Origin of the sequence: Streptomyces sp. NPDC057486, assembly GCF_042802415.1 — a bacterium.
GTDB classification, from domain to species: domain Bacteria; phylum Actinomycetota; class Actinomycetes; order Streptomycetales; family Streptomycetaceae; genus Streptomyces; species Streptomyces yanii.
In genome coordinates, this window is sequence record NZ_JBHVEE010000075.1 from 23471 (window position 1) to 47831 (window position 24361).

21 protein-coding genes, 3 pseudogenes and 1 riboswitch are annotated in these 24361 nt (G+C 69.6%); of the genes and pseudogenes, 16 read left to right on the top strand and 8 right to left on the bottom strand.

Going from position 1 to position 24361, the window contains the following annotated elements:
- Nucleotides 1-28 precede the first annotated feature (28 nt).
- The 3 genes from dprA (at nucleotide 29) to ACFU6I_RS29600 (ending at nucleotide 2964) form a co-directional block, all read left to right on the top strand.
- On the top strand, nucleotides 29-1234 hold the full coding sequence (gene dprA, locus ACFU6I_RS29590; protein WP_384372211.1) for a DNA-processing protein DprA: 1206 nt from the start codon (nucleotides 29-31) through the stop codon (nucleotides 1232-1234).
- A 241-nt stretch (nucleotides 1235-1475) separates the two neighbouring features.
- Nucleotides 1476-2312, top strand: coding sequence for an RNA polymerase sigma factor WhiG (whiG, locus tag ACFU6I_RS29595; RefSeq protein ID WP_266981018.1), 837 nt, complete (start codon nucleotides 1476-1478; stop codon nucleotides 2310-2312).
- 94 nt (nucleotides 2313-2406) lie between these two features.
- Entirely contained in the window at nucleotides 2407-2964 is a 558-nt protein-coding gene (locus ACFU6I_RS29600; RefSeq protein ID WP_384372213.1) for a TetR/AcrR family transcriptional regulator, read from the top strand.
- 65 nt (nucleotides 2965-3029) lie between these two features.
- Here the strand turns inward: ACFU6I_RS29600 and ACFU6I_RS29605 are convergent.
- Nucleotides 3030-3617: pseudogene (locus ACFU6I_RS29605) on the bottom strand (murein hydrolase activator EnvC family protein); the annotation flags it as partial.
- 278 nt (nucleotides 3618-3895) lie between these two features.
- Here ACFU6I_RS29605 and rpsB point away from each other — a divergent pair.
- From rpsB to ACFU6I_RS29630, 5 genes are all read left to right on the top strand, one after another.
- A complete protein-coding gene (gene rpsB, locus ACFU6I_RS29610; RefSeq protein ID WP_326792734.1) occupies nucleotides 3896-4789 on the top strand; it encodes a 30S ribosomal protein S2 in 894 nt (297 codons plus the stop codon).
- A gap of 102 nt (nucleotides 4790-4891) precedes the next feature.
- Entirely contained in the window at nucleotides 4892-5728 is an 837-nt protein-coding gene (gene tsf / locus ACFU6I_RS29615) for a translation elongation factor Ts (RefSeq protein ID WP_384372188.1), read from the top strand.
- Between the two features lie 160 nt (nucleotides 5729-5888).
- The gene (gene pyrH, locus ACFU6I_RS29620) at nucleotides 5889-6665 is read left to right on the top strand and encodes a UMP kinase (RefSeq protein WP_384372190.1); all 777 of its coding nucleotides are present in this window, start codon (nucleotides 5889-5891) and stop codon (nucleotides 6663-6665) included.
- 181 nt (nucleotides 6666-6846) lie between these two features.
- The gene (gene frr / locus ACFU6I_RS29625; protein ID WP_093899080.1) at nucleotides 6847-7404 is read left to right on the top strand and encodes a ribosome recycling factor; all 558 of its coding nucleotides are present in this window, start codon (nucleotides 6847-6849) and stop codon (nucleotides 7402-7404) included.
- Nucleotides 7404-8489, top strand: a complete 1086-nt coding sequence (locus ACFU6I_RS29630; RefSeq protein ID WP_384372192.1) for a phosphatidate cytidylyltransferase — start codon at nucleotides 7404-7406, stop codon at nucleotides 8487-8489. The genes frr and ACFU6I_RS29630 overlap by 1 nt, the downstream gene beginning before the upstream one ends.
- 126 nt (nucleotides 8490-8615) lie before the next feature.
- On the opposite strand, the gene ACFU6I_RS29635 is transcribed toward ACFU6I_RS29630, so the two are convergent.
- Complete coding sequence (locus tag ACFU6I_RS29635) at nucleotides 8616-8858, bottom strand: hypothetical protein (RefSeq protein ID WP_384372193.1); 243 nt, start codon at nucleotides 8856-8858, stop codon at nucleotides 8616-8618.
- A 417-nt stretch (nucleotides 8859-9275) separates the two neighbouring features.
- Here ACFU6I_RS29635 and rlmN point away from each other — a divergent pair, with 417 nt between their 5' ends.
- The 6 genes and pseudogenes from rlmN to ACFU6I_RS29665 all read left to right on the top strand — a co-directional run bounded on the left by rlmN (nucleotide 9276) and on the right by ACFU6I_RS29665 (nucleotide 15458).
- A complete protein-coding gene (gene rlmN, locus ACFU6I_RS29640; protein WP_266981004.1) occupies nucleotides 9276-10382 on the top strand; it encodes a 23S rRNA (adenine(2503)-C(2))-methyltransferase RlmN in 1107 nt (368 codons plus the stop codon).
- A gap of 41 nt (nucleotides 10383-10423) precedes the next feature.
- Nucleotides 10424-10540: riboswitch (TPP riboswitch) on the top strand.
- 74 nt (nucleotides 10541-10614) lie between these two features.
- Nucleotides 10615-11736, top strand: a complete 1122-nt coding sequence (locus tag ACFU6I_RS29645; protein WP_384372195.1) for a thiamine ABC transporter substrate binding subunit — start codon at nucleotides 10615-10617, stop codon at nucleotides 11734-11736.
- A 116-nt stretch (nucleotides 11737-11852) separates the two neighbouring features.
- Nucleotides 11853-13502: an ABC transporter permease gene (locus tag ACFU6I_RS29650; protein WP_384372215.1), complete on the top strand. Its 1650-nt coding sequence runs from the start codon at nucleotides 11853-11855 to the stop codon at nucleotides 13500-13502.
- A gap of 22 nt (nucleotides 13503-13524) precedes the next feature.
- Nucleotides 13525-14550, top strand: coding sequence for an ABC transporter ATP-binding protein (locus tag ACFU6I_RS29655; protein WP_384372197.1), 1026 nt, complete (start codon nucleotides 13525-13527; stop codon nucleotides 14548-14550).
- Nucleotides 14551-14732: 182 nt separating this feature from the next.
- Nucleotides 14733-14831: pseudogene (locus tag ACFU6I_RS29660) on the top strand (helix-turn-helix domain-containing protein); the annotation flags it as partial.
- Nucleotides 14832-15005: 174 nt separating this feature from the next.
- A complete protein-coding gene (locus ACFU6I_RS29665; RefSeq protein ID WP_384372217.1) occupies nucleotides 15006-15458 on the top strand; it encodes an SRPBCC domain-containing protein in 453 nt (150 codons plus the stop codon).
- 22 nt (nucleotides 15459-15480) lie between these two features.
- Here the strand turns inward: ACFU6I_RS29665 and ACFU6I_RS29670 are convergent, their stop codons facing one another.
- The 5 genes from ACFU6I_RS29670 to ACFU6I_RS29690 form a co-directional block, all read right to left on the bottom strand.
- Nucleotides 15481-16599, bottom strand: coding sequence for an LOG family protein (locus ACFU6I_RS29670; protein WP_384372199.1), 1119 nt, complete (start codon nucleotides 16597-16599; stop codon nucleotides 15481-15483).
- Between the two features lie 373 nt (nucleotides 16600-16972).
- Nucleotides 16973-18157 carry a hypothetical protein gene (locus tag ACFU6I_RS29675; RefSeq protein ID WP_384372201.1) on the bottom strand — a complete coding sequence of 395 codons (1185 nt, stop codon included), beginning with the start codon at nucleotides 18155-18157 and terminating at the stop codon, nucleotides 16973-16975.
- Nucleotides 18139-18876 (bottom strand): ABC transporter ATP-binding protein, encoded by a 738-nt coding sequence (locus ACFU6I_RS29680; protein ID WP_384372203.1) that lies wholly within the window; start codon nucleotides 18874-18876, stop codon nucleotides 18139-18141. The genes ACFU6I_RS29675 and ACFU6I_RS29680 overlap by 19 nt, the downstream gene beginning before the upstream one ends.
- A 279-nt stretch (nucleotides 18877-19155) precedes the next feature.
- Entirely contained in the window at nucleotides 19156-20535 is a 1380-nt protein-coding gene (locus tag ACFU6I_RS29685) for an aspartate aminotransferase family protein (RefSeq protein ID WP_384372205.1), read from the bottom strand.
- Nucleotides 20520-21011 carry an Lrp/AsnC family transcriptional regulator gene (locus ACFU6I_RS29690; protein WP_030928325.1) on the bottom strand — a complete coding sequence of 164 codons (492 nt, stop codon included), beginning with the start codon at nucleotides 21009-21011 and terminating at the stop codon, nucleotides 20520-20522. Before ACFU6I_RS29690 ends, ACFU6I_RS29685 begins: the two co-directional genes overlap by 16 nt.
- Before the next feature lie 178 nt (nucleotides 21012-21189).
- Here ACFU6I_RS29690 and ACFU6I_RS29695 point away from each other — a divergent pair, with 178 nt between their 5' ends.
- Nucleotides 21190-22629, top strand: coding sequence for a gamma-aminobutyraldehyde dehydrogenase (locus tag ACFU6I_RS29695; protein ID WP_384372207.1), 1440 nt, complete (start codon nucleotides 21190-21192; stop codon nucleotides 22627-22629).
- 182 nt (nucleotides 22630-22811) lie between these two features.
- Nucleotides 22812-23975, top strand: coding sequence for a PotD/PotF family extracellular solute-binding protein (locus ACFU6I_RS29700; protein WP_384372209.1), 1164 nt, complete (start codon nucleotides 22812-22814; stop codon nucleotides 23973-23975).
- A gap of 201 nt (nucleotides 23976-24176) precedes the next feature.
- Here ACFU6I_RS29700 and ACFU6I_RS29705 read toward each other — a convergent pair.
- Nucleotides 24177-24361: pseudogene (locus ACFU6I_RS29705) on the bottom strand (DNA starvation/stationary phase protection protein); the annotation flags it as partial.

The following is a 24361-nucleotide window of genomic DNA, read 5'->3' on the forward strand; positions in this document are numbered from 1 at the left end:
GGGGGGCTACGGCGAGGGGCGGGGCGTGATGACGCCGGAGGCGGTGGGCGGCCGCCCACCGGTACGCGCGCCGGGGACGGTGGGGGAGCGGGAGCGGCTGGCACGGGCTGCGCTGACCCGTGTGCTGGAGCCGGGGGACGAGCACGGTGGCCGCTGGCTGCGCCAAGTCGGCGCCGTCGAGCTGATGCGGCGGCTCGCGTCCCGCGACGGGACCGCGGAAGGGCTGAGCGGCATGACACCGAAGCGGCTCGCCGGATACCGGTTGCGGGTCGGGTCGGCCGAGCCCGAGGGGGACCTCGCGGCGGTCGCCGCGGTGGGCGGCCGCCTGGTCTGTCCCGGTGACCGGGAGTGGCCCAGCCAGCTCGACGACCTGGGTGACTCCAGGCCGACCGCGCTCTGGGTGCGGGGCCGGGCCGATCTGCGGCTCTGGGCGCTGCGTTCCGTCGCCGTGGTCGGTGCACGCGCCTGTACTCCGTACGGGGCGCATATGGCGGCGAGCCTCGCTTCCGGGCTGGCGGAGCTGGGATGGGTGGTCGTGTCGGGCGCCGCGTACGGAGTGGACGGGGCGGCACACCGTGGCGCACTCGCGGCCGGCGGGGCGACGATGGCGGTCCTGGCCTGCGGCGTCGACGTCGCCTATCCCCGAGGCCATGCCGAGCTGATCGGACGCGTGGCGGAACAGGGTCTGGTCATCGGAGAGTTGCCACCGTCCGATCATCCGACACGCAGCAGATTTGTCCTTCGGAACAGGGTGATTGCCGCGTTGACGCGGGGAACGGTGGTGGTGGAGGCGCAATACCGCAGCGGTTCGCTGGTCACGGCGCGCAGGGCTCAGCAGCTCGGCCGCTTCACCATGGGGGTTCCGGGACCCGCCACCAGCGGACTGTCGGCCGGTGTCCATGAACTGCTCCGGGGCGAAGGCGTCCTGGTCACGGATGCCTCGGAGGTGGCCGAACTGGTCGGGGACATCGGTGATCTCGCTCCCGCCCGACGCGGTCCTCTGCTTCCCAGGGACCTGCTGAACGCCGTCTGCGCCCGGATCCTCGACGCCCTGCCCTCCCGCGGTTCCGTCAACGCGAGGGACATCGCCCGCACCGCGGGCACCGGCACCGACGAAGCGCTCGGCCGGTTGTACGAACTCCACTCACTGGGGTTCGTCGAACGTGATGGCGATGGATGGCAGTTGACGCGGCAGTCGGCATGCAATGGGGACGCGCGGCGAGGCGGTCCTTGACCTGGAGCATTCGGGTGAAAAGGTGATGCCGGTGACCTCGGCGGATCCTTCAGCGACACCTCCGGGACCGCTGCACAGGCGACGGGCCCGGAGCGTAGTCGTGTCTGTTCCCCCAGAAGTACCCGGCTTCGATGCTCTATCCTGCGCGCACCGCGACGCTTCAGTCACGCTACGCTCACAAGGAATCCGACTCAGACACAAGTCCCCCAGCACTTCACAGCAGAACGGCTCAAGGCACCACATGCCCCAGCACACCTCCGGGTCTGACCGCGCAGCAGTGCCACCCGCTGCGCGTGGCACTGTGCGTCCCCCTGCCCCCTCCTCGCTCGACGAGTTGTGGCGTTCGTACAAGTCCACGGGTGACGGCCGGCTGCGGGAGCAGCTGATCCTTCACTACTCGCCGCTGGTGAAGTACGTCGCGGGCCGGGTGAGCGTGGGGCTGCCGTCCAATGTCGAGCAGGCGGACTTCGTCTCCTCGGGAGTCTTCGGACTGATTGATGCGATCGAGAAGTTCGACATCGAACGGGCCATCAAATTCGAGACGTACGCGATCACGCGCATCCGCGGCGCGATGATCGACGAGCTCCGGGCGCTCGACTGGATCCCGCGCTCCGTACGGCAGAAGGCGCGGGCCGTGGAGCGTGCCTACGCGACCCTGGAGGCGCAGTTGCGGCGTACCCCGTCCGAGGCGGAGGTCGCGGCGGAGATGGGCATCGCCCTGGAAGAACTGCATGCGGTTTTCAGCCAGTTGTCGCTGGCGAACGTGGTCGCGCTGGAGGAACTGCTGCATGTCGGCGGCGAGGGTGGCGACCGGCTGAGTCTGATGGACACCCTCGAGGACACCGCCGCCGACAATCCGGTGGAGGTAGCCGAGGACCGCGAGCTCCGACGGCTGCTCGCCCGGGCGATCAACACGCTCCCGGACCGCGAGAAGACCGTCGTCACCCTCTACTACTACGAGGGGCTCACCCTCGCCGAGATCGGCAACGTGCTCGGGGTGACCGAGAGCCGGGTCAGCCAGATCCACACCAAATCGGTGCTGCAGCTCCGCGCGAAACTGGCCGACGCGGGACGTTGAGCAGGTATCCGGCCGGGCGATGTCGGCTGCCCGCGCCCCCTCTCGAAACCTGCCGCCGTAGAGTGGATCCGTGCCCAGGATTCGAGCGGCCTCCGTGGCCGAGCACCGGACCATGCAGCGCGGCGCCCTCCTGGACGCTGCCCGCTCCCTGCTGTCCGAGGGCGGTACGGAGGCGTTGACCTTCCCCGCTCTCGCCGAGCGCACGGGCCTTGCGCGGTCTTCCGTCTACGAGTACTTCCGTTCCCGCGCGGCCGTCGTCGAGGAGCTGTGCGCCGTCGACTTCCCCGTCTGGGCGGCCGAGGTCGAGAACGCGATGGAGCGGGCGCAGACACCCGAGGGGAAGATCGAGGCGTATGTACGCCGCCAGCTCGATCTGGTCGGGGACCGGCGGCACCGCGCTGTTGTCGCCATCTCGGCGAGCGAGCTGGACGCAGGCGCACGGGAGAAGATCCGGGCAGCCCACGGCGGTCTGATCGCCATGATTGTCGAGGCGCTCGGTGACCTCGGCCATGAACAGCCGAGGCTGGCGGCGATGCTGCTGCAGGGCTCGGTGGACGCCGCCGTGCGCCGTATCGAACTGGGCGTGGCGGAGACGCCCGGGGTGATCGCTGACACCGCCGTCGCCATGGTCCTGCGGGGCGTACGGGGCTGACGCCCGCACCGGGTCGCCGCCGCGACGAGGAACACGGCAGGGTCTGTGTACCCGACGGCGCCCGGCGCCTGCGGCTCCGGTACGCCGAACACCGGCAGCAGCCGCGAAGGGCCCCGCCGCAGCAGCTCCGGAGGCAGCAGCGACAGCGGATCCAGATACGCGTCACCACGCCGCAGCCCCCAGTGCAGACACCCGGACTCGCAGTGGAACGGTCCGGCCTCCATGACCGCGACCGGCTGGCCGGCGCGGACCTCGTCACCTTCCGACACCAGCGCCCGCACCGGCTCGTACGTCGTGCGCAGCGGCGGATCACCGGTGCCCGCCACCTCGATCGACAGCACCCCCCGCCCCGCGACGCGCCCCGCGAACGAGACCCGGCCGTCGGCGGCGGCTCGCACCTGGACACCCGGAGCGGCGGCGAGGTCGACGCCACGGTGCCCCCGCCCGTAGGGCCCGGCCGGCGGCTCCCACCCCTGTACGACCACGGGACGTCCCGCGAGCGGCCACGCGCGCCCGCCGTCCTGCGTGGGGTTGTCCGCGGCGGCACGGCCCGCACCGCACAGCATGGTGAGCACGGTCATGAACGCCGCCACGAGTGCTGCCACGAGCGCCGCCCGGGCCCGGCGAGCCGTCGATTCAGGTCTGTGTCGCATGCCCCGAACCGTTCCTCACCCGGCGGATCCGCGGGGATCATGGACCGGATCTGTGGACTACTCGCCGGTTGTGGACAGCGCCGTCACCCCGCACTCGACGGGTCCCGTACACTTCTTGTGGCGATCCGGGTCACCGGGTCGACTTCGCACGCCCCGCCACCTCCCTCTCTGCGGACGGTGGCCGCGCTCCTCGGTCCCTCGTGGCATGGCGCGTCGGGGCGTCAGGCGCGACCGCAATCCTGCGGTTGCGACAACCGAGTACCTCAAGGAGTACGGCCATGGCCGTCGTCACGATGCGGGAGCTGCTGGAGAGCGGCGTCCACTTCGGTCACCAGACCCGTCGCTGGAACCCGAAGATGAAGCGCTTCATCTTCACCGAGCGCAACGGCATCTACATCATCGACCTGCTCCAGTCGCTGTCGTACATCGACCGCGCCTACGAGTTCGTCAAGGAGACCGTCGCGCACGGCGGCTCCATCATGTTCGTGGGTACGAAGAAGCAGGCCCAGGAGGCCATCGCCGAGCAGGCGACGCGTGTCGGCATGCCGTACGTCAACCAGCGTTGGCTCGGTGGCATGCTCACCAACTTCTCCACCGTCTACAAGCGCCTTCAGCGTCTGAAGGAGCTCGAGCAGATCGACTTCGAGGACGTGGCCGCCTCCGGCCTCACCAAGAAGGAGCTCCTGGTCCTCTCCCGCGAGAAGGCCAAGCTGGAGAAGACCCTCGGTGGTATCCGCGAGATGCAGAAGGTGCCCAGCGCCGTCTGGATCGTCGACACCAAGAAGGAGCACATCGCCGTCGGTGAGGCGCGCAAGCTCCACATCCCGGTCGTCGCGATCCTCGACACCAACTGCGACCCCGACGAGGTCGACTACAAGATCCCGGGCAACGACGACGCGATCCGCTCCGTCACCCTGCTCACCCGCGTGATCGCCGACGCCGTCGCCGAGGGCCTCATCGCCCGTTCCGGCGCTGCGACCGGCGACTCGAAGCCGGGCGACAAGGCTGCCGGTGAGCCGCTCGCCGAGTGGGAGCGCGACCTGCTCGAGGGCGACAAGAAGGCGGACGCCGAGGTGCAGACCTCCGCCGAGACCGAGAAGGCCGCGGACGCCGCCGAGGCGCCGGCCGAGGCCGCTGCCGAGGCTCCGGCCGCGGACGCCGAGCAGGCCTGACGACTCCGTCACGGCTGAATGACGGCGGGGGCCGGTGCCACAGGCACCGCCCCCGCCGTTCACCCGTAGATCTTTCAGACTTCGAGAGAGAAACACAGACTCATGGCGAACTACACCGCCGCTGACGTCAAGAAGCTCCGCGAGCTCACCGGCGCCGGCATGATGGACTGCAAGAAGGCGCTCGACGAGGCCGACGGCATCGTCGACAAGGCCGTCGAGGCGCTCCGTATCAAGGGTCAGAAGGGCGTCGCCAAGCGCGAGGGCCGTTCTGCCGAGAACGGTGCCGTCGTCTCCCTCATCTCCGAGGACAAGACCTCCGGCGTCCTGCTCGAGCTGAAGTGCGAGACGGACTTCGTCGCCAAGGGCGAGAAGTTCCTGGCCGTCGCCGACGCTCTCGCCGCCCACGTCGCCGCGACCTCGCCGGCCGACCTGGCCACGCTGCTCGCCTCCGAGATCGAGGCCGGCAAGACTGTTCAGGCCTACGTCGACGAGGCCAACGCCAACCTCGGCGAGAAGATCGTCCTGGACCGCTTCGCGCAGTTCACCGGCGGTTACGTGGCTGCGTACATGCACCGCACCATGCCCGACCTCCCGCCGCAGGTCGGCGTCCTGGTCGAGCTGGACAAGGAGAACGCCGAGGTCGCCAAGGACGTCGCGCAGCACATCGCCGCCTTCGCCCCGAAGTACCTCAACCGCGAAGAGGTTCCGGCCGAGACGGTCGAGAACGAGCGTCGTGTCGCCGAGGCCACCTCTCGCGAGGAGGGCAAGCCCGAGGCCGCCCTTCCGAAGATCGTCGAGGGTCGCGTCAACGGTTTCTTCAAGGACGTCGTCGTCCTGGAGCAGGCCTTCGCCAAGGACAACAAGAAGTCCGTCCAGAAGGTCCTGGACGAGGCCGGTGTCACCCTGAAGCGCTTCTCGCGCATCAAGGTCGGCATCTGAGTCCGTCCGCGAAAAACGGTGGACCCCGATAGGGTCTGGTGCAGTCGTACGGCCGCACACCCGCCGTACGACCGCAGATCTGACGAGGAGGCCATTGCCGCTGAGGGACACCAGACCCACCGGCAATGGCCTTCTTCGTATGTGCACGAGGAGAATCTCCATGAACAAGGGCGCGGACGCCGCCAAAGGTGACCACAAGCGCGAGGACGGCAAGGTGGCCGGACGCTTCATGCTGAAGCTGTCCGGAGAGGCATTCGCCGGCGGCGGGGGCCTCGGCGTCGACCCCGACGTCGTACACGCCATCGCCCGGGAAATCGCGGCTGTCGTCCGGGGCGGTGCGGAAATCGCGGTTGTCATCGGCGGTGGCAACTTCTTCCGCGGCGCCGAGCTCCAGCAGCGCGGCATGGACCGGGCCCGGTCCGACTACATGGGCATGCTCGGCACCGTCATGAACTGCCTGGCGCTCCAGGACTTCCTGGAGAAGGAGGGCATCGACTCCCGCGTCCAGACGGCCATCACCATGGGGCAGGTCGCGGAGCCGTACATCCCGCTGCGCGCCGTGCGGCACCTGGAGAAGGGACGCGTCGTCATCTTCGGCGCCGGTATGGGCATGCCGTACTTCTCCACCGACACCACCGCCGCCCAGCGCGCCCTGGAGATCGACGCCGAGGGCCTGCTCATGGGTAAGAACGGGGTGGACGGGGTCTACGACTCCGACCCGAAGACCAACCCCGACGCGGTGAAGTTCGACGCACTGGAGTACAGCGAGGTGCTCGCCCGCGATCTCAAGATTGCCGACGCCACCGCCATCACGCTCTGCCGTGACAACCAGCTGCCGATCCTCGTCTTCGAGCTGACCGCGGCCGGCAATATCGCCCGCGCCGTCAAGGGTGAGAAGATCGGCACGCTCGTGAGCGACCAGGGCAGCCGGGCCTGACAACCGGGGGGCCGCCCGGGGGAATCCCCCGACGGTCCCGGGGCCGGCCGGGGACACCCGGGGGACGGTCCCGAAGGATGGACAACGGCCTGCCGGTCGGACACCGTGCAGGTGAGGACGCGACGCAGGACCCGCCGGGCCCGAGCACGCCGGGCCCACTCAAGACACGCAGGAGCACGTGGTGATCGAAGAAACCCTCCTCGAGGCCGAGGAGAAGATGGAGAAGGCCGTCGTGGTCGCGAAGGAGGACTTCGCCGCGATCCGCACCGGCCGTGCGCACCCGGCGATGTTCAACAAGATCGTCGCCGATTACTACGGCGCCCTGACCCCGATCAACCAGCTGGCCTCTTTCTCGGTTCCCGAGCCGCGCATGGCCGTCGTGACGCCGTTCGACAAGAGCGCGCTGCGCAACATCGAGCAGGCCATCCGCGACTCGGACCTCGGCGTCAATCCGAGCAACGACGGCAATATCATCCGAGTGACCTTCCCCGACCTCACCGAGGAGCGTCGTCGCGACTACATCAAGGTCGCGAAGACGAAGGCCGAGGACTCCAAGATCTCGATCCGGGCCGTCCGCCGCAAGGCGAAGGAGACCCTGGACAAGCTGGTCAAGGACAAGGAGTCCGGCGAGGACGAGGTGCGCCGCGCCGAGAAGGAGCTCGACGACACCACTGCGAAGTACGTCGCGCAGGTCGACGAGCTGCTCAAGCACAAGGAAGCCGAGCTGCTCGAAGTCTGATGAACGACTCTTCCTGGGGCGCCGCGCAGGGAGCCGGCTACGGGGGTACGCCCGAGATGAGGGCTGCCCCCGCGGGGCCTGCATACGATGTGCATGACGTCCAGCACACTCGGCCCATGCCCATCGTGCCGGACGTTCCCGACGCAGGTAGAGACGCTGACGACCGTGACGACCGGAACGGGGGAGCCGCCGGCCGGCGCGGCGTTCCCCCGTACCGTGACGAGAAGCCGCAGGAGACCATGTCCACCGCGCCGCCGCCCCCGCAGAAGAAACGTGCGGGTCGTGACCTGCGAGCCGCCATAGGGGTCGGTGTGGGGCTCGGGGCCGTCATCGTCGCCTCGCTCTTCATCGTGAAGGCCGTTTTCATCGGCGTGATAGCGGTCGCCGTCGTCGTCGGCCTCTGGGAGCTCACCTCCCGGCTGCAGGAGCGCAAGGGCATCAAGGCACCGCTCGTACCGCTCGCGATCGGCGGCGCGGCGATGGTCGTGGCCGGCTACATGCGCGGAGCCGAGGGCGCCTGGGTCGCCATGGCGCTGACCGCCCTGGCGGTGCTGGTCTGGCGGATGGCCGAGCCGCCCGAGGGATACCTCAGGGACGTCACGGCCGGTGTCTTCGCCGCGTTCTACGTACCCTTCCTGGCCACGTTCGTCGCGATGCTGCTGAGCGCGGACGACGGGCCGCAGCGAGTCCTCACCTTCCTCCTGCTGACCGTGGTCAGCGACACGGGCGCGTACGCCGTCGGCTGGCGCTTCGGCAAGCACAAGCTCGCGCCGCGGATCAGCCCCGGGAAGACCCGCGAGGGACTGTTCGGAGCCGTCGCCTTCGCGATGGTCGCCGGCGCGCTGTGCATGGAGTTCCTGATCGATGACGGCACGTGGTGGCAGGGTCTGCTGCTCGGCCTGGCCGTCGCTGCCAGCGCAACCCTCGGCGACCTGGGCGAGTCCATGATCAAGCGGGATCTCGGGATCAAGGACATGGGCACGCTGCTGCCCGGTCACGGCGGGATCATGGACCGACTGGATTCGCTGCTGCCGACCGCTCCGGTGGTCTGGCTCCTGCTGGTGCTTTTCGTCGGCTCCGGCTGAGAAGTCGGGCCGCCACCGTCCCGACCTGCGTTTCTCCATGTGAGGGTCCGTTGTCCACAGGACGGCGGGCCCTCACTCGTCTGTCCGCGACGCACAGTCGCGCCACCAACCTGTCCGGACAGTCCCTCAGGTCGCGCCGTACTCGTGTGGTCGGCCGCCCTGCCACTCCACCCACCGGGGGTCGTCCAGCACGTCATCGGCGTCCGGCAGGCCGGCGCGGCGGAGGAACTCGACCACGTCGGCGTCGCTGCGGGCGAGGCCCGCGGTCCGAGCGCGGATCGTCACTCGACGGCCACCCGCTCCTGCTGCTCGGTGCACGACGATCGGTGCGTCGCGCGTGTCCTCGGGGTCCGGCAGCTCGCGGCTCAAAGCACTCCTCGCTCTCTTGGCTCTGTCGGGTCGGCAGTACGGGCACGGGCGGGTGCCGATGGAGGCAGGGCGGGTACCCCTGTGTGCCTCAGCCCGGCATTTCTCCGGTTCGGCATGGCGCGACCGGTTCGCCCAGCTGGTACGTCTGGCACTCGCGAACGATGCGCGGGCGATCCGGGCGAGAGCAGTTTTCGGACACATATTCGATTCTAGGGTGCGGTGGGTCGTTGTGCGCACCACCTGTCTGTGGTGCGATCGGTCACTGTCCTGCGCGCGGCCGGGCCGTCCGTGGGTCGTCAAAAGGCCGTCGACGTCGACTGACGACGGCCGACGTCGACCGGGCTCGTGGGCCCCTCGTCCCTCCTGGGCCGGTGGAGGCCTCTACCGCCACGGCGTGTCTGCGACACTGGACGGACCATGCCTAAGCCCGGAGAACTCACTTTCGTCGCGCCCCGCGGAGCCAAGAAGCCACCGCGGCACCTCGCCGACCTCACGCCCGCCGAGCGCAAGGAAGCCGTCGCCGCGATCGGCGAGAAGCCGTTCCGCGCGCAGCAGCTGTCGCAGCACTACTTCGCGCGGTACGCGCACGACCCGGCCGAGTGGACCAACATCCCGGCCGGTTCGCGGGACAAGCTCGCCGAGGCGATGTTCCCCGACCTGATGTCCGTGGTCCGGCACATCAGCTGCGATGACGACACCACCCGTAAGACGCTGTGGAAGCTGCACGACGGGACGCTGGTCGAGTCCGTCCTGATGCGCTACCCGGAGCGGGTGACCATGTGCATCTCGTCGCAGGCCGGATGCGGGATGAACTGCCCGTTCTGCGCGACGGGGCAGGCCGGTCTGGACCGCAACCTGTCGACCGCCGAGATCGTCCACCAGATCGTGGACGGCATGCGGGCGTTGCGTGACGGAGAGGTTCCGGGCGGGCCCGCGCGGCTCTCCAACATCGTCTTCATGGGCATGGGCGAGCCGCTCGCCAACTACAAGAGGGTGGTCGGCGCGATTCGCCGGCTGACCGACCCGGAGCCGGACGGTCTCGGTCTCTCGCAGCGCGGCATCACCGTCTCCACCGTGGGCCTGGTGCCGGCCATGCTGCGCTTTGCCGACGAGGGCTTCAAGTGCCGTCTCGCCGTCTCGCTGCACGCGCCGGACGACGAGTTGCGGGACACGCTCGTGCCGGTGAACACGCGCTGGAAGGTACGCGAGGTGCTGGACGCGGCGTGGGAGTACGCGGAGAAGTCCGGCCGCCGGATCTCCATCGAGTACGCGCTGATCCGCGACATCAACGACCAGGCCTGGCGCGGTGACCTGCTCGGCCGGCTCCTCAAGGGCAAGCGGGTCCATGTGAACCTGATCCCGCTCAACCCGACGCCCGGCTCGAAGTGGACCGCCTCCCGGCCCGAGGACGAGAAGGCGTTCGTCGACGCGATCGCGTCCCACGGAGTGCCCGTCACCGTGCGGGACACCCGCGGCCAGGAGATCGACGGGGCCTGCGGGCAGTTGGCGGCATCCGAGCGCTGAGGCCGAAAGGGCCCGTGTAACCTGGGCCGGAAATCAACTTCATATTCCGACAGGGGAGCGCCACAGCGCTGAGAGTGCGGCACCGAGGACAGGTTGGCCGCAGACCCTCTGAACCTCGCCCGGGTCATTCCGGGTAGGAAGTTCGGTCATCAACTCATGCTGTTGCGCCCTGCCCGCTTCCACAGGGGCAGGGCCGCGTCTCTTCCTGGTCAAAACCCAGGAGGAATTCATAATGAGCACCACCCGCACCACGCGTGGGACCAAGCGGCTCGCGGCGACGGCCGTCGCCGCCGCGCTCGGCGTCACGGCACTTGCCGGCTGCGGCAGTTCCGACGACTCGGCCTCGGGGGCCGGCGACACCAAGGGCTCCGGTTCGAAGACCGTGACCCTTGTCAGCCACGACTCGTTCAACGCCTCCAAGGACGTACTGAAGGCGTTCACGCAGGAGACCGGCTACACGGTCAAGGTGCTGAAGAGCGGTGACGCAGGCGCCGCTCTCAACCAGGAGATCCTGACCAAGGGTTCCCCGCGCGGTGATGTGTTCTTCGGCGTCGACAACACGCTGCTCTCCCGCGCCCTCGACAACGGACTGTTCACTCCGTACGAGGCGAAGGGCATCGACCGGGTCTCGGCCGACTCCCAGCTGGACGCGGCCAAGCACCGGGTCACCCCGATCGACACCGGTGACATCTGTATCAACTACGACAAGAAGTACTTCGCCGACAAGAAGCTCGCGCCGCCGAAGACCTTCGACGACCTGGCGAAGCCCGCGTACAAGAACCTTCTCGTCACGGAGAACGCCGCGACCTCGTCGCCCGGTCTCGGCTTCCTCCTCGGCACCGTGGCCACCTACGGCGAGAGCGGATACCAGGACTACTGGAAGAAGCTGAAGAGCAACGGCGTGAAGGTGGTCGACGGCTGGGAGCAGGCGTACAACGAGGAGTTCTCCGGGTCCGCGGGCGGCAAGAAGGCCAAGGCGGACCGGCCGCTCGTCGTCTCGTACGCCTCCAGCCCGCCGGTCGAGGTGCTCTATGCGAAGCCGCAGCCGAGCGAGGCTCCGACCGGCGTCGCGACCGGGACGTGCTTCCGTCAGATCGAGTTCGCCGGTCTGCTGAACGGCGCGAAGAACGAGGCGGGCGGCAAGGCGCTGCTGGACTTCCTGATCAGCAAGAAGTTCCAGGAGGACATGCCGCTCAACATGTTCGTGAACCCGGTCACCAAGGACGCGAAGCTGCCGGAGCTCTTCACGGAGTTCGGCGCGACGGTCGACAGGCCCGCCACAGTGGCCCCGGACGCCATCGCCAAGAACCGTGAGCAGTGGGTCCAGTCGTGGTCCTCGCTCGTAGTGAAGTAGCGAAGACTCCCGTACGCGGTCCGGGCGCGGGCGGGAAGGGCTCGCGCGACCGGACCCGGCTGGCGGCCCCCCGGCGCGCAGGGGCGTGGCGGGGGAGCGTGGTGCGGCTCGGTCTGATGGCCGTGCCCGTCGCGTTCTTCGCGCTGTTCTTCGCCCGTCCCGTCGTCGCGATCGTCGGCCGCGGGCTGAAGGCCGACGGCGCCTGGCAGTTCAGCCGGATCGGCGAGGTGCTGACCAGGCCGGACATCCTCGACGTCCTCTGGTTCACCACCTGGCAGGCCCTCGCGTCGACCGCGCTGACCCTGCTGATCGCGCTGCCCGGCGCGTATGTCTTCGCCCGCTTCGACTTCCCCGGCAAGGAGGTGCTGCGGGCGGTCGTCACCGTGCCGTTCGTTCTGCCGACCGTCGTCGTGGGGACGGCCTTTCTGGCGTTGCTGGGGCGCGGCGGTTTCCTCGACGAACTGGCGGGTGTGCGTCTCGACACCACGGTGTGGGCGATCCTGCTCGCCCATGTCTTCTTCAACTACGCGGTCGTCGTGCGGACCGTCGGCGGGCTGTGGTCGCAGCTCGACCCGCGGCAGGAGGAGGCTGCCCGCGTGCTGGGCGCCGGGCGGTTCGCGGCATGGCGGCGGGTCACTCTGCCGGCCCTCGCGCCCGCAGTGGCCGCCGCCGGGCTGATGGTCTTCCTCTTCACGTTCACCTCCTTCGGGGTGGTGCAGATCCTCGGCGGTCCGGCCTACTCCACGCTGGAGGTCGAGATCTACCGGCAGACCGCCCAGCTCCTCGACCTTCCGACGGCCGCCGTGCTGACGCTGGTCCAGTTCGCCGCGGTCGGCGCGATCCTGGCCGTGCACGCGTGGACCGTGCGGCGCAGGGAAACGGCGCTGAAGCTGGTCGATCCTGCGCAGACCTCCCGCAGGCCGCGCGGCACCGGGCAGTGGGCGCTGCTCGGTGGGGTCCTGCTGACCGTGCTGGTGCTGATCCTGCTGCCGCTCGGTGTGCTCGTGGAGCGTTCGCTGGACGCCCCCGGCGGCTACGGCTTCGGCTACTACCGCGCCCTGCAGTCCGTGGAGGCGAGCGGCAGCACGTTCCTGGTCGCGCCTCTCGAAGCGATCGGGAACTCACTGCGGTACGCGCTGGTCGCGACTGCGATCGCGCTGCTCGTCGGCGGGCTCGCGGCGGCCGCGCTGACGCTCCCCCGGTCTCGAACGGACTCGGCCGGGGGGAACCCCCTGGCCGGGCGGCTGGTCCGCGGTTTCGACGCGCTGCTGATGCTGCCTCTCGGGGTGTCCGCCGTCACCGTCGGCTTCGGCTTTCTGATCACCCTGGACAAGCCCCCGCTGGATCTGAGGACTTCGTGGATCCTGGTGCCGCTTGCCCAGGCGCTGGTCGGCGTTCCCTTCGTCGTACGGACGATGCTGCCGGTCCTGCGGGCGGTGGACGGGCGGCTCCGGGAGGCGGCGGCGGTGCTCGGGGCGTCGCCGCTGCGGGCCTGGCGCGAGGTCGATCTGCCGCTGGTGCGAAGAGCGGTGCTGGTCGCGGCGGGCTTCGCGTTCGCCGTGTCGCTCGGCGAGTTCGGGGCGACGGTGTTCATCGCGCGGGCCGACAACCCGACTTTGCCGGTCGCCGTGGCGCGGCTGCTGGGACGGTCCGGGGAGCTCAACTACGGGCAGGCGATGGCGCTCAGCACGATTCTGATGCTGGTGTGCGCGGTGTCGCTGCTGCTGCTCGAACGTATCCGCCCGGACCGGTCCGGGGAGTTCTGACGATGCTCGGGGTGTTCTGGACATGCTGACACTGGAATCCGCCACTGTCCGCTTCGGGAAGCGGGCGGCGCTCGACGCGGTGGATCTGAAGGTTGCGGACCACGAGATCGTCTGTGTCCTGGGGCCCAGCGGCAGCGGCAAGTCGACCCTGCTGCGCGTGGTCGCCGGACTGCACCCGCCGGACGGCGGCAGGGTGCTCCTCGACGGCGTCGACCAGACCGGGGTGCCGGTGCACCGGCGCGGTCTCGGCCTGATGTTCCAGGATCATCAGCTCTTTCCGCACCGGGATGTCGGCGCCAACGTCGCCTTCGGGCTGCGCATGCACGGCGTCACACGCGGCGACCAGGACCGCAGGGTCGCCGAACTTCTCGAACTGGTGGGTCTGCCCGGCGCCGAGCGGCGGGCCGTCGCCGCACTGTCCGGCGGAGAACAGCAGCGCGTCGCCCTCGCGCGGGCGCTCGCCCCGCGGCCGAAGCTGCTGATGCTGGACGAGCCGCTCGGCCAGCTGGACCGCAGTCTGCGCGAACGCCTCGTCGTCGAACTGCGCACCCTGTTCGCCCGGTTGGGGACGACGGTACTCGCCGTCACCCACGACCAGGGCGAGGCCTTCGCCCTCGCCGACCGGGTCGTCGTGATGCGCGAGGGGCGGATCGCCCAGGCGGGCACCCCGCTGGAGGTCTGGCAGCGCCCCGCCTCCGCGTTCGTCGCCCGGTTCCTCGGCTTCGACAACGTGGTGGACGCGACGGTGACCGGCGCGGCGGCCGGTACGGCGTGGGGGAAGGTGCCGGTGCCGGACGGCTCGCCGCAGGGTCCGTGCGCTCTGCTGGTGCGTCCGGCGGGCGTACGGCTCGGATCCCCGGAGTCCGGGCTGCGCTGCACGGTCGGCGCGCGCACCTTCCGGGGCAACCATGTCGCCGTGACCCTCCACCCCGAGAGCGGTCCGGTCCTGGAGGCGGAGTGCCCTCTGCGGGACACCCCTCAGGAGGGCGCGCCGGTGGGCGTGACCTTCGACGCGTCGGAGACAGTGGTGCTGCCCGCGGTGTCCTGAGCTTCTCCGAGGGCTGTCCTGCAGGTGCGGCGCGCCGTGCCTGCAGGACAGTTCAGCGGCATATTAAACACATCGGTTGATTGACGAGGTGGCTGAGGAGCGTGATCGAAGCGGACCGGCTCAGCACCGTCTTCGCGGCTCCGGCCCACCCGACGCGCCGAGCGATCCTCGCGCGGCCGGCCGTGGGCGAGGCCACCGTCACCGAACTTGCCGAGCCGTTCGACATGAGTCTTCCTGCGGTTTCCCGGCATCTGAAGGTGCTGGAGCGCGCCGGGCCGATCACGCGCGGCCGGTCGGCGCAGTGGCGGCCGTGCAGGCTGGAGGCGGCGCCGCTGGCGGACGCCACGGAGTGGCTGGACCATTACAGGGCGTTCCGGGAGAGCGGTCTCGACCGCCCCGGGAACACCTCGAGCAGCTGCAGAAGATCCGGAACGACTCCGAGAGGGACAGGGACCATGACTCAATCGGCACGCGAGGGCATCGACATCAGCCGTATCCTCGACGCCCCGCGGGGGCTCGTCTTCGAAGCCTGGACGACCCCCGAGCACTTCGCCGCCTGGTACGGCGGGGACGCCGAGGTACCGCTCGACCGGGTGTCGATGGACGTCCGGCCGGGCGGCACGTGGAGCCTGGTCATCGTGGTGCCGGGCACCGAGATGCCGTTCCACGGTGTCTACCGGGAGGTGGTCGCACCCGAACGGCTCGTCTTCACACTGAAGGACGCGACCGCGCCCGACGACATCGAGGGCGAGATCGTCACCGTCACGTTCACCGACCGCGGCGACAGGACCACCGAGATGGTCTTCCAGCAGCGCGGCGGCCACCTCACGGCCGAGCAGTACGCGGCGGCGGAGGACGGCTGGGAGGCGTTCTTCGACGCGCTGGTCAACCGGCTCGCAAGGATCTGAACCGCCCGGCCGGACGGGACGGTCAGCCGGACAGCCGGGCGAGTGCCTCGGGGGCCTCGTCCACGGTGTCGACCAGGGCGATACGGGACTCCATCGGCCGGCCCGCGGCCAGCGTCCGCAGCAGGGGCCAGGCGGGCAGTTCCTCCGTCCAGTGGGCACGGCCGACCAGCACCATCGGGGTCGGTGTGCCGCGTGAGCCGTAGTAGTTCGGCGTCGTGTTGTCGAAGACCTCCTGAACGGTTCCGGCGGCGCCCGGCAGGAAGACGACGCCCGCCGTGGAGCGGGCGAGCAGCCCGTCCTCGCGCAGCGCGTTGGCGAAGTACTTGGCGATGTGGTCCGCGAACGGGTTCGGCGGCTCATGGCCGTAGAACCAGGTGGGGATCGAGACGGAGCCTCCGCCGTCCGGCCAGCGTTCCCGCACGGCGAAGGCGGCCAGCGCCCAGTCGGTGACCGAGGGGGAGAACGACGGGGCGGCGGCCAGGAGTTCGCATGCCTTGTCCAGCATCGGATCGGGATGCGGCGCCGCGTACGCACCGAGATTCGCCGCCTCCATCGCACCCGGGCCGCCGCCGGTGGCCACCGTGAGCCCGCCGCGCGCCAGGGTCCGGCCCAGCCGGGCCGCGGCCGCGTACGCCGCGCTGCCGCGCGCGGTCGTGTGGCCGCCCATCACCCCGACCACCCGCGCCCCGGTGAGGACCTCGTCCAACGCGTCGGAGACCGCGTCGTCATGGAGCGCGCGCAGCATCGAGGCGAAGGCGTCGCCGTTCGCGCGGGTCCGCTGGAACCAGCGGTACGCGCGGGCGTCGGGCGTCGCCTCGTAACCCCCCTCCGTCAGCCCTTCGTAGAGCGCGTCGGGGGAGTAGAGCAGGCCGCGGTACGGATCGAAGGGCAGCCCCGGCACGGGCGGGAAGACGAACGCCCCGTCGGCCCGCACCTTCGCCGCCGCGTCCGGCTCCATCCGGCAGCCGAGGAAGACCGCGCCGGACGTGTCCGCGGCGAACAGCGCGGCGCTGCGCTCCGTCAGGTCGACGGACTGGACGCGATGCCCGGCCAGTGACCCGCCGGCGATCACCGCGTCGAATTCGGCGAGCGACTCGATCTCGATGCCGGGTGCAGGAATGCTGTCGTCCGGGTTCTCCACGCTGTCATGCTACGTACCGGCCGGGGCGTACCGCTCCATCCGTACGGTCGTATGCCCGGAGCTGCCGACCGTCAACGGCGCCGGCGCCGAGACGGTCGGCCGGCCACAACGTGCCGCGACCAAGCGCCGGGTGTACCGGACGCCGCCGTCCCCGGACCGCCGCGCCGTGACGCTCCACGTCGGGGCCCGGAGCGAGGGCGAACTGCGCCACTACTGGCGCGAGGTGGAACCGGCTGCCCGGATCGACAACGGGTACGGCGTCGACAACGAGGTCCGGATCTGCCGGGGCCACGCGAGCCCTGGCCGGAGAACTGGCCGGCCTTCCGGCACCTCGGCTGACCACCGGTCGGCTCCACGGCCGGCCGGCGGACCTTCAGCCGGTCAGCGGCAGCGCGGCCAATTCGGCGATCGCCCAGGTGATCGGGGCGAACACGGCCAGCAGAACGCCCACTCGCAGGGCCGTCGCTGCCCGCAGCGCCGAGGCCGGCGCACCGAGCCGCAGCAGCGTCCGAGCCAGGTGGGCTCGGGCTTGTTTCGCCTCCAGGGCGGAGGTCAGCAGCGTCGCCGTCGTGCAGCCCAGTACGAGTACGGCGCCGAGCGCGGTGAGCGGGCCGAAGGGACGCGGACCCGTCCCGTACAGAGCGAACGCCGCGATCGCCGCGGAGAGCACCGCGCAGACCACACCCAGCGGCCGGCCGATCCGGCGCGCCTCGTCCATCAGCACCCTTCCGGCCAGCAGGCGTACGGCTCCGGGACGCACCGCCTGCAGCAGCTGTCCGCACAGGTGCGTCAGTCCGGGACCCGCCATGGCCAGACCGATCGCCGTCAGCGACCACCCGGCCAGCACCCACGGCGGGGTGGCGTCGGGAATTCCCGGCAGGGGGAATGCTCTGCCCGCTCCATCACGGCTCGCGTACACCTCGACCGCGAGACCGGCCGCTGTCAGCGCCACGCCCCACGGCAGCCCGGTCGGCGGAGCCGCCGGAGCCGGAATCTGCTCGTCCGGCACGATGTCCTGCGTGGCGTCCTCCGGCACCGCCGCCTGCAGCGGCCGGGTGCGCAGCGCCATCGCGCTCGCCGCCGCCGCGGCCACCGGTACCACCGTCAGCAGAACAAGGGTTGCGGCCACCGGCAACGGGGCCCCTGCACCCAGCAGTACGGCCGCCGCACCGTCGAACGGCAGCGCGGTCAGATCGCCGCGCAGATACAGGAAGACGAGCAGCGCCACCATCGACCCGAGGGTGCAGGACACGGCGGTGGAGACCGCGGCCAGCACGCCGAGCCGGATCGGCCCCAGACCTACGGCGGACAGCCCCGGACGCGGGCGGGTGCTCGGGTCCGTACGGGCCACCGCGACCGCGAACTGCACGGTGGCGGCCAGCGGCACGAGGCACCACAGCAGCCGCAGTACCGAGGCGGTCGAGTACGCCGGATGCGTCGACGCATATGCCAGAGTGCACAGGAGCAGGAAGCCGACCCCGGCCGAGGCGGCCGCGACCAGCAGCCGCCGCACCAGGACCAGCGGATGGGTACCGCGGGCTAGACGGAGAGCGAGCACGCCGCGCGGCCTTCCGTATCGGACCCGGCGGGCAGGGCGACGGTGGCGACCCGGCGGCCGTCCAGCAGCGGGACCGTACGGTCTGCCAGCGAGGCGACCTCCACGTCATGGGTGGCGAGCACGACCGTGATGCCGTGCGAGCGGGCCGCGCTCATCAGTGTCCGCAGCACGTGATTGCGGTCCGTGCGCTGCAGCGTCGCGGTCGGCTCGTCGGCGAAGATCACCGTGGGCGAGCCGGTCAGCGCTCGGGCGACGGCGATCCGCTGACGCTGCCCCTGGAGCAGCGTGTGCGGCCGCTTCTTGGCGCACATGCCGATGTCGAGCCGCTCCAGCCACTCCATGGCGACCTTCTTCGCGACCCGGTGCGAGGTGCCGCGCAGCAGCAGGGGAAGCGCTGCGTTCTCCCAGGTGTTCAGCTCCGGCACGAGCTGGGGATCGGGTGCGATCCAGCCGAACCGGTCACGGCGCAGCCGCTCTCGCAGCCGCGGACCCATGGTGTGGACCGGGACGCTGTTGAACCACACCTCGCCCTGCTGGGGCACCAGTTGGCCGGAGAGGCAGTGCAGCAGAGTCGTCTTGCCACTGCCTCGTGGGCCGGTCACGGCGAGGATCTCGCCGTCGCGGACCTCCAGGGAGATCCCGCCGAGCGCGGGTGAGCCGTTGTGGGAGTGGTGCAGGGAACGCGCCCAGATCACGTCGTTGTCCGGCGGGGCCACCATGGCGTACACCTCGGTTCAGATCAGATTTCCCGTCCCCCGTACGGGGGAACGAAGAGGGGGCCGATCGGTCACTCGGCACCGTAAGGATTCGGACCGCGGTGTGCGCACAGCACGCGGCCCGGGTGCGCTTCTTCCCACTCGAATGGGCGCATCCGGGCCGTGTGGACCGTATGAAATGACCGCTGGAATGCGGTCGGCTGGTGATCGGGCCGGGGTCAATCGGTCAATCGATCCGTGGTCGATCAGCCGATCGACCCGCGGCCCGGATCACCGTCCCTCTCAGAGCTTCGTCCAGGCCTCCGTCAGGACGCTCCGGAGGATGCCCTCGATCTCGTCGAACGTCGACTGGTCGGAGATCAGCGGCGGCGCGAGCTGGACGACCGGGTCGCCGCGGTCGTCGGCCCGGCAGTACAGACCGTTGTCGTACAGCGCCTTGGAGAGGAAGCCGTAGAGAACGCGCTCGGTCTCCTCGTCGGTGAACGTCTCCTTGGTGGCCTTGTCCTTCACCAGCTCGATGCCGTAGAAGAAGCCGTTGCCGCGGACGTCGCCGACGATCGGCAGGTCGTGCAGCTTCTGCAGCGTCGTGAAGAACGCGTTCTCGTTGTCCAGGACGTGCTGGTTGAGACCCTCGCGCTCGAAGATGTCGAGGTTGGCGAGGCCGACCGCCGCGGAGACCGGGTGGCCGCCGAAGGTGTAGCCGTGCAGGAAGGTGTTGCCGCCCTCGTAGAACGGCTCGGCGATGCGGTCCGAGACGATGCAGGCGCCGATCGGGGAGTAGCCCGAGGTCATGCCCTTGGCGCAGGTGATCATGTCCGGCACGTAGCCGAACTTGTCGCAGGCGAACATCGTGCCGAGGCGGCCGAAGGCGCAGATGACCTCGTCGGAGACGAGCAGTACGTCGTACTTGTCGCAGATCTCGCGGACCCGCTGGAAGTACCCGGGCGGCGGCGGGAAGCAGCCACCGGCGTTCTGCACCGGCTCCAGGAAGACCGCGGCGACCGTCTCCGGTCCCTCGAAGAGGATCTCCTGCTCGATCTGGTCGGCGGCCCAGCGGCCGAAGGCCTCCGGGTCGTCGCCGTGGATCGGGGCGCGGTAGATGTTGGTGTTCGGCACCTTGTGCGTGCCGGGGACCAGCGGCTCGAAGGGGGCCTTCAGGGCCGGCAGGCCGGTGATGGACAGGGCGCCCTGCGGGGTGCCGTGGTAGGCGACCGCACGCGAGATGACCTTGTACTTGGTCGGCTTGCCCTTGAGCTTGAAGTACTGCTTGGCGAGCTTCCAGGCGGTCTCGACGGCCTCGCCGCCGCCGGTGGTGAAGAAGACCTTGTTGAGGTCGCCCGGCGCGTAGTCGGCGAGCCGCTCGGCCAGCTCGACGGCCTTCGGGTGGGCGTATGACCACACCGGGAAGAAGGCCAGCTCCTGGCCCTGCTTGTAGGCCGCTTCGGCGAGCTCGTGACGGCCGTGACCGGCGTTGACCACGAACAGGCCGGACAGGCCGTCGAGGTAGCGCTTGCCCTGGTCGTCGTAGATGTAGGTGCCCTCGCCACGCACGATGGTGGGAACGGGCGCGTTCTCGTAGTCCGACATGCGGGTGAAGTGCATCCACAGGTGGTCGTACGCGGTTCGGCTGAGGTCCTTGCTCACGGCTATCGGGTTCCCCACATATAGGTCTGCTTCTTGAGCTTCAGGTAGACGAAACTCTCGGTGGAGCGCACGCCGGGGATGGCCCGGATGCGTTTGTTGATCGTTTCCAGCAGGTGGTCGTCGTCCTCGCAGACGATCTCCACCATCAGGTCGAAGGAGCCCGCGGTCATCACCACGTACTCGCACTCGGCCATGGCCGACAGCGCCTCCGCGACGGGATCGAGGTCGCCTTCGACATTGATGCCGACCATCGCCTGCCGCCGGAACCCCACGGTGAGCGGGTCCGTGACGGCGACGATCTGCATCACGCCCTGATCGAGCAACTTCTGGACGCGCTGCCGCACGGCCGCCTCGGAGAGGCCGACGGCCTTGCCGATCGCGGCGTACGGACGACGCCCGTCCTCCTGGAGCTGCTCGATGATTGCGAGGGAGACGGCATCGACCGCTGGTGACGATCCGTTCCCGGTCCTGGAGTCTGCGCTGCGACTGGCCACGCATCCACTGTGCACTGGGACTCGTCTGTCTCGCAACCCTCAATCGATGAAATTCGTTGTCTGAGGGTCCAGATCTCACTGAATCCGAAGTTCCCGGCGGGTGGGTATGTCGAAAGCGTCACCTCTGCGACTAGGCTGGACGTCTCACCCATTGGACGTGTCGACAGGAGGGGTGGTTGTGACCACCGAGGTGCGCCGTCTGCGCAACTACATCAACGGGGAGTTCCGGGACGCCGCGGACGGGCGGACCATCGATGTGGTCAACCCGGCGACGGAAGAGGTCTACGCGACCTCCCCGCTCTCCGGCCAGGCCGATGTCGATGCCGCCATGGACGCCGCCGCGGCGGCCTTTCCCGCCTGGCGCGACATCACGCCCGCCGAGCGTCAGAAGGCCCTGCTGAAGATCGCGGACGCCTTCGAGGCGCGGGCGGAGGAGCTGATCGCCGCCGAGTCCGAGAACACCGGCAAGCCGATCGAGCTCACCCGCACCGAAGAGATCCCGCCGATGGTGGACCAGATCCGCTTCTTCGCGGGCGCGGCACGGATGCTCGAAGGCCGCTCGGCAGGCGAGTACATGGAGGGTCTGACCTCCATCGTCCGCCGCGAGCCGGTGGGTGTCTGTGCCCAGGTCGCGCCGTGGAACTACCCGATGATGATGGCTGTGTGGAAGTTCGCCCCGGCGCTCGCCGCGGGCAACACCGTCGTCATCAAGCCGTCCGACACCACTCCGGCGTCGACCGTGCTGATCGCCGAGATCATCGGCGACATCCTGCCCAAGGGCGTCTTCAATGTCATCTGCGGCGACCGGGACACCGGCCGCGCGATGGTCGAGCACCGGACCCCGGCGATGGCCTCCATCACCGGTTCGGTACGGGCCGGCATGCAGGTCGCCGAGTCCGCCGCCAAGGATGTCAAGCGCGTCCACCTGGAGCTCGGCGGCAAGGCGCCCGTCGTCGTCTTCGAGGACTCCGACATCGCCAAGGCCGTCGAGGGCATCTCCGTCGCGGGCTTCTTCAACGCGGGTCAGGATTGTACGGCCGCGACCCGCGTCCTCGTCCACGAGTCGATCCACGACGAGTTCGTCACCGCGCTCGCCAAGGCCGCCGCCGACACGAAGACCGGGCAGCCGGACGACGAGGACGTGCTCTACGGCCCGCTCAACAACGCCAACCAGCTGAAGCAGGTCAGCGGGTTCATCGACCGGCTGCCCACGCACGCCAAGGTCGAGGCGGGCGGCCACCGCGTCGGCGACAAGGGCTACTTCTACGCCCCGACCGTCGTCTCCGGTCTGCGGCAGGACGACGAGATCATCCAGAACGAGGTCTTTGGACCGGTGATCACGGTCCAGTCGTTCACCGACGAGGACCAGGCCGTGGAGTACGCGAACGGCGTCGAGTACGCCCTCGCCTCCTCGGTGTGGACCAAGGACCACGCACGCGCGATGCGGATGTCCAAGAACCTCGACTTCGGCTGCGTGTGGATCAACACCCACATCCCGCTCGTCGCCGAGATGCCGCACGGCGGATTCAAGAAGTCCGGCTACGGCAAGGACCTCTCCGCGTACGGCTTCGAGGACTACACGCGCATCAAGCACGTCATGACCTCGCTCGACGACTGACACCCCCGCAGTGGTGACGGCCCCTCGAATGCATCGCTTCGAGGGGCCGTTCCCGTGCCCGCCCCTGACGGGGCATCGACAGGGTGTGCGGGAGGGGGCCGCTCCGCTGGACGGTTGGTCCATTGTCCGCCGCGTTCCCGGCCGGGCATCCTGCGCAGGTGCGAGCGATCCCGAACAATCTCATGTCCCGTCGGTCCCTGCTGCGCGCCTTCGGGGCGGGAGCGGCCGGTGTCACGCTGGCCGGCTGCGGAGTGCCCGCCGCCTACGTGCAGCCCGGCGACCGCGCCGGACGCGACTACTCCGGCAGCGATCACACGCTGCACTTCGCCAACTGGCCCCTCTACATCGACGCCGACGACAAGAACGCGTCGAAGCGGCCCACCCTCGACGCGTTCAGCAAGCGGACCGGGATCTCCGTCACGTACACCGAGGAGATCAACGACAACGACGAGTTCTTCGGGAAGATCAGTCCGGCGCTGATGAACCACCAGGAGACCGGCCGGGACCTGATCGTCGTCAGCGACTGGATGGCCGCCCGGTTCGTACGGCTCGGCTGGGTGCAGGAGATGGACCGGGCCAAGCAGCCCAACGTAGCCGAGTACCTCGACCCGCAGTTGCGTTCACCCGCCTTCGACAAGGGCCGGACGCACAGCGTCCCCTGGCAGTCCGGGATCACCGGCATCGCGTACAACCGCAAGAAGCTCGGCCGCGAGATCAGGAGCCTGAGCGATCTGTGGGCGGACGACCTGAGCGGCAAGGTGACACTGCTGTCCGGGCTCGACGAGTCCTTGGCCCTTCTGATGCAGGGCAACGGCGTCGACGTCACCCGCTGGAAGCGCGACGACTTCTACGAGGTGTGCGACCAGGTGGAGAAGCTGGTGAAGAAGAAGCACATCCGCCGCTTCACCGGCAACGACTACATCAAGGACCTGTCGACCGGCGATGTACTCGCCTGCCAGGCCTACTCCGGCGATGTCATCCAGCTCCAGGCCGACAACCCGGAGATCGAGTTCGTGGTGCCCGAAGAGGGTGCCGAACTCTGGGCGGAGTCCCTCATGATCCCCAACCTCGCCCGCCACAAGGGCAACGCCGAGAAGCTGATCGACTACTACTACGAGCCCGAGGTCGCCGCGGAGCTGGCGACCTGGGTCAACTACGTCTGCCCCGTCCCCGCCGCCCGCGAGGTGCTGGCCTCCTCCAAGGACGAGGAGACCGCCGCGCTCGCCGAGGAGCCGCTGATCTTCCCCGACGAGGCGATGCGCAAGCGGCTGGCGATCGCCCGCGACATCACGTCCGAGGAGCGCACCGAGTTCGCGAAGAAGTGGAACTCCATCGTCGGCCTGTGAGCCGCACCGGGGCGGGCCTGCTCGCGAGGCGGTGGGCCCGGCCCCGGGCAGCCGCGTCCGGCGCGGTCTGCGGCTGCGGCTGGTGGACGCGCCGAGTGTCGCCCCGTGGTACGTCCTCGGGAGGACGTACCACCGGGATGTCGGGCGGATGCGGTCCGTGGCGGCCGGGCCGCCTCGCCCGCCCCGGTGTCCCGCGCTCTCTCAGGCGTGGACCAGTGGCGTGTCGACCAGGTGCTCGGCCAGGAACCACGCCTGGAGCTCGCCGGTGCGGATCACCTGGGAGACGAGCACGTCGTTGGTGCCGTCGTCCCCCAGCTCGGCCGTCCTTGCGGCGGCGTCGTGGGCGTCGATGAGGACGGCCTCATGGGCCTCGAGGAGCCGGGACA

What these genes read in the sequence shown, in the direction of transcription:
- dprA (WP_384372211.1), top strand. Translation starts at nt 29, where the DNA reads ATGACGCCGGAGGCGGTGGGCGGCCGCCCACCGGTACGCGCGCCGGGG.
- whiG (WP_266981018.1), top strand. Translation starts at nt 1,476, where the DNA reads ATGCCCCAGCACACCTCCGGGTCTGACCGCGCAGCAGTGCCACCCGCT.
- rpsB (WP_326792734.1), top strand. Translation starts at nt 3,896, where the DNA reads ATGGCCGTCGTCACGATGCGGGAGCTGCTGGAGAGCGGCGTCCACTTC.
- tsf (WP_384372188.1), top strand. Translation starts at nt 4,892, where the DNA reads ATGGCGAACTACACCGCCGCTGACGTCAAGAAGCTCCGCGAGCTCACC.
- pyrH (WP_384372190.1), top strand. Translation starts at nt 5,889, where the DNA reads ATGAACAAGGGCGCGGACGCCGCCAAAGGTGACCACAAGCGCGAGGAC.
- ACFU6I_RS29630 (WP_384372192.1), top strand. Translation starts at nt 7,404, where the DNA reads ATGAACGACTCTTCCTGGGGCGCCGCGCAGGGAGCCGGCTACGGGGGT.
- rlmN (WP_266981004.1), top strand. Translation starts at nt 9,276, where the DNA reads ATGCCTAAGCCCGGAGAACTCACTTTCGTCGCGCCCCGCGGAGCCAAG.
- ACFU6I_RS29645 (WP_384372195.1), top strand. Translation starts at nt 10,615, where the DNA reads ATGAGCACCACCCGCACCACGCGTGGGACCAAGCGGCTCGCGGCGACG.
- ACFU6I_RS29650 (WP_384372215.1), top strand. Translation starts at nt 11,853, where the DNA reads ATGGCCGTGCCCGTCGCGTTCTTCGCGCTGTTCTTCGCCCGTCCCGTC.
- ACFU6I_RS29655 (WP_384372197.1), top strand. Translation starts at nt 13,525, where the DNA reads ATGCTGACACTGGAATCCGCCACTGTCCGCTTCGGGAAGCGGGCGGCG.
- ACFU6I_RS29665 (WP_384372217.1), top strand. Translation starts at nt 15,006, where the DNA reads ATGACTCAATCGGCACGCGAGGGCATCGACATCAGCCGTATCCTCGAC.
- ACFU6I_RS29680 (WP_384372203.1), bottom strand. Translation starts at nt 18,876, where the DNA reads ATGGTGGCCCCGCCGGACAACGACGTGATCTGGGCGCGTTCCCTGCAC.
- ACFU6I_RS29700 (WP_384372209.1), top strand. Translation starts at nt 22,812, where the DNA reads ATGTCCCGTCGGTCCCTGCTGCGCGCCTTCGGGGCGGGAGCGGCCGGT.